The sequence below is a fragment of the Streptomyces phytophilus genome (genome assembly GCF_013870535.1).
GTDB classification, from domain to species: domain Bacteria; phylum Actinomycetota; class Actinomycetes; order Streptomycetales; family Streptomycetaceae; genus Streptomyces; species Streptomyces phytophilus.
Genome location: NZ_JACBXC010000581.1, coordinates 1 through 3,730 on the forward strand (window position 1 = coordinate 1; position 3,730 = coordinate 3,730).

Consider the following 3,730-nt stretch of genomic DNA (forward strand, 5'->3'; position numbering starts at 1 on the left):
CTCCTGCGCGACCCGCAGCAGCGCCTCCTCCTGCGCCGCGGGCAGGGCGCGTACCTGCGCGGAGGTGAACGTGACGCGGGCGCGGTGGGCCCGGTCGAGCACCTGCACCTGGGTCGCCAGGGTGGCCACCAGTCCGTCGTCGTCCAGGGCGGCGGGGCGCAGCTCGACGACGGCGGCGCGCAGTTCGTCGGCGGCGTCCGCGGCGAGCCGCGCGACCTGCTGCAGCTCGCCCTTGGCGCGCGCGGGGTCGCGGTCGACGAGGGCGGCGGCGGCCTGTGCGGTCAGGCGCAGCGAGAAGAGCTTCTGGGAGACGGCGTCGTGCAGCTCGTGGGCGATACGGGCGCGCTCGCCGGCGATGGTCAGCTCGCGGCTGCGCTCGTAGAGGCGGGCGTTGGTCAGCGCGATGGCGGCGTGGTCGGCGAGGATACGCAGCAGGGCCTCGTCCTCGGCGCCGAAGCGGCAGCCGTCGGGGGCCGGCGGGTCGTCCGGCTCGCACTGCTTGTTGGCCAGGAAGAGCGCGCCGAGGACCTCCTCGCCGTCGGCGATGGGGGCACCGACGAAGTCGCGGAGCCGCGGGTGGGCGCTGGGCCAGCCGCCGAAGCGGGGATCCTTGCGCACGTCGCCGAGGCGGACGGGCTCGGCGTCCTCAAGCAGCGCGGCGAGGATGCCGTGCTGGCGGGGCAGCGGGCCGATGGCCTTCCACTGGGCGTCGCTGACGCCGTCGACGACGAACTGGGCGAAGCCGCCGTGGTCGTCCGGTACGCCCAGGGCGGCGTACTCGGCCTGGAGCAGCTCGCGGGCGGATGCCGTGATCGTCTGGAGCACGTCGCGGACCTGCACCTGCCGGCTCATGGCGAGCAGGGCGCGGCTGACCGCTTCGAGTCCGGCGACCGGGCCGGCGGGGGTGGACATGCCGATCACGCTACCCGCCGGGCCGATCCACGTGATCCAGCCGCGGACCGGGCCCGTATCGGCCCCCGGTCCTAGGCCGCTGTGCCGACCCCGCGGGAGGCCCCGGGTGTGAGCTGCGCCACGAGAGCCACGTCACCTACGACCGGGAGTAGTGGCGGGCCGCCCGGACCGGGCCTGTCCGTGGGCGTCGGGCGCGGGACCAAAGGCCCTGCCGAGCCTACGAAGCAGGTTCGTAATGGGGGGCTTTGCATCGCATTTTCCGATCCTCTAACAATGTCGGAGTCCCCAGATGTCGTGTGAAGAGGTAGCAGAGAACGATGCGAGAGAGCATGCACCGGATACGGGGCCGCAAGGCCCTCGTCGCCGCCCTCGCGGGCTCGGCGGCCGCGACCACCGCCCTGTCCTTCGCCCCTGTCGCCACGGCTGCCACCCCCGAGGCCGCCCCGACCAAGTCGCGGGCCATCGCCGACAAGATGATCAAGAGTGACGCGCAGTTCGAGTGCTTCTCCCACATCGTCGAGCGGGAGAGCAGCTGGGACCACACCGCGCAGAACGCCTCCTCGGGCGCGTACGGCCTGGTCCAGGCGCTGCCCGCGACCAAGATGGCGACCGCGGGATCCGACTGGCGCACCAACCCCAAGACGCAGATCGAGTGGGGCCTGGACTACATGAAGGAGCGCTACGGCAGCGCCTGCGACGCCTGGTCCTTCTGGCAGGCCAACAACTGGTACTGAGCCACCGGCGGCCCCCGGCACACACGGCGGACGGGCGGCACCCCTCAAGCGGGGTGCCGCCCGTCCGCCGTGTTCAGGGCGCGGTCAGCGCATGACCTCCGGCTCGTGCTTGCGCAGCAGCCGGGCGACGACGAAGCCGCACACCACGCTCATGGCCAGCAGCACGCTGATGTTCAGCATGTACGTGCCCGCCGTGTGCTCCCACAGCGCGTCCGTCTCGCCGCTGTCCCACGGCAGCAGCACGTTCAGGTCGGCCGTCGAGCCCATCGCGGCCACCGCCCAGCGCGAGGGCATCAGCCAGGCGAGCTGCTCCACGCCCGGGGTGCCGTGGAGCTGGAAGAGCACGCCGGTGAAGACCACCTGCACGATGGCGAACATCACCAGCAGCGGCATGGTCATCTCGGAGGTCTTCACCAGCGCCGAGATGATCAGGCCGACCATCATCGCGGTCAGGCCCAGCGTGGTCACGCCGATCGCCAGCTCCACCGCCGGCAGGTCGGAGAGGATCACGCCCTCCTCCGGCAGCCGGCTGCGGCTGAGGATGCCGATGGCGCTGATGACGCCGCCCTGGAAGATGGTGATGATGCCGAGCACGATCACCTTCGACATCACGTACGCGGACCGCGACAGGCCGACGGCGCGTTCTCGCTCGTAGATCACCCGTTCCTTGATCAGCTCACGCACGGAGTTCGCCGCGCCGGAGAAGCAGGCGCCCACCGCGAGGATGAGGACGATCGTGCCCGCGGCCCTGTTGATCAGGTGGATCTTCTCCGGGCCGTAGCCGAGCCCGAACTCGGCGGGGATGACCATGCTGACCACGCCGAGGACCACCGGCAGGGCGATGGTGAGCGCGATGAAGAAGCCGTCGGAGGAGAGGACGGAGACGTACCGTCTCATCAGCGTCCAGAGCTGCGGCATCCACGCCTGCGGCTTGGAGGGGCGGAGCATCTGCGGCGGCTGCATCGCGACGGCCTGCGGGGCCACGGCGTCGATGTCGGCCGCGTACATCTGGTAGTGCTGGGAGCCCTGCCAGCGGGCCTTCCAGTCGTACTCGCGGTAGTTCTCGAAGGCGGAGAAGATGTCGGCCCAGCTCTCGTAGCCGAAGAAGTTCAGCGCCTCCTCGGGCGGGCCGAAGTACGCCACGCCGCCGCCCGGGGCCATGACGAGGAGCCGGTCGCAGAGCGCCAGCTCGGCGACGGAGTGGGTGACGACCAGGACCGTGCGGCCGTCGTCGGCCAGGCCGCGCAGCAGCTGCATGACGTCGCGGTCCATGCCCGGGTCGAGGCCCGAGGTGGGCTCGTCCAGGAAGATCAGCGACGGCTTGGTGAGCAGCTCCAGGGCCACCGAGACGCGCTTGCGCTGGCCGCCGGAGAGCGAGCTGATCCGCTTCTCCTTGTGGATGTCGAGCTTCAGCTCGCGCAGCACCTCGTCGACCCGGGCGGCGCGCTCGGCCTCCGCGGTGTCGCCGGGGAACCGGAGCTTGGCGGCGTAGCGCAGGGCCCGGGTGACGGTGAGCTGGGTGTGCAGGATGTCGTCCTGCGGCACCAGGCCGATGCGGTGGCGCAGCTCGGCGAACTGCTTGTAGAGGTTCCGGTTGTCGTAGAGGACCTCGCCGACGTCCGCGGGGCGGTAGCCCGTGAGCGCCTTGAGGAGCGTGGACTTGCCGGATCCCGACGGGCCGATGACGGCGACGAGGCTCTTCTCGGGCACGCCGAAGGAGACGTTGTCCAGGATGACCTTGCCGCCGTCGACCTTCACGGTCAGGTGGCGGGCCGAGAAGCTGACCTCACCGGTGTCGACGAACTCCTCCAGCCGGTCCCCGACCAGCCGGAACGTGGAGTGACCGATGCCGATGATGTCGTCGGGGCCGATGGGGCGCCGGCCGCGCTGCGGCAGCTGCTCACCGTTGACGTACGTGCCGTTGTGGCTGCCGAGGTCGACGATCTCGGAGCGGCCGTCGGGCGTGGACCGGAACTCCGCGTGGTTGCGCGAGACCTGCAGGTCGGAGACGACCAGCTCGTTCTCCAGCGCACGGCCGATGCGGGTGACGCGGCCCAGCGAGAGCTGGTGGAACGTCGTGGGGC

General features: G+C 71.1%; 3 protein-coding genes. 1 reads left to right on the forward strand and 2 read right to left on the reverse strand.

Going from position 1 to position 3,730, the window contains the following annotated elements; genetic code table 11:
• Window positions 1-912: GAF domain-containing sensor histidine kinase (locus tag H5J30_RS21635; protein ID WP_181789047.1), on the reverse strand; the 912-nt coding region annotated here is incomplete at its 3' end.
• 329 nt (window positions 913-1,241) lie between these two features.
• Here H5J30_RS21635 and H5J30_RS21640 point away from each other — a divergent pair.
• Window positions 1,242-1,646: an aggregation-promoting factor C-terminal-like domain-containing protein gene (locus H5J30_RS21640; protein ID WP_181789049.1), complete on the forward strand. Its 405-nt coding sequence runs from the start codon at window positions 1,242-1,244 to the stop codon at window positions 1,644-1,646.
• Window positions 1,647-1,730: 84 nt separating this feature from the next.
• On the opposite strand, the gene H5J30_RS21645 is transcribed toward H5J30_RS21640, so the two are convergent.
• A partial coding sequence (locus H5J30_RS21645) for an ABC transporter ATP-binding protein/permease (RefSeq protein ID WP_181789048.1) occupies window positions 1,731-3,730 on the reverse strand: 2,000 nt, incomplete at its 5' end.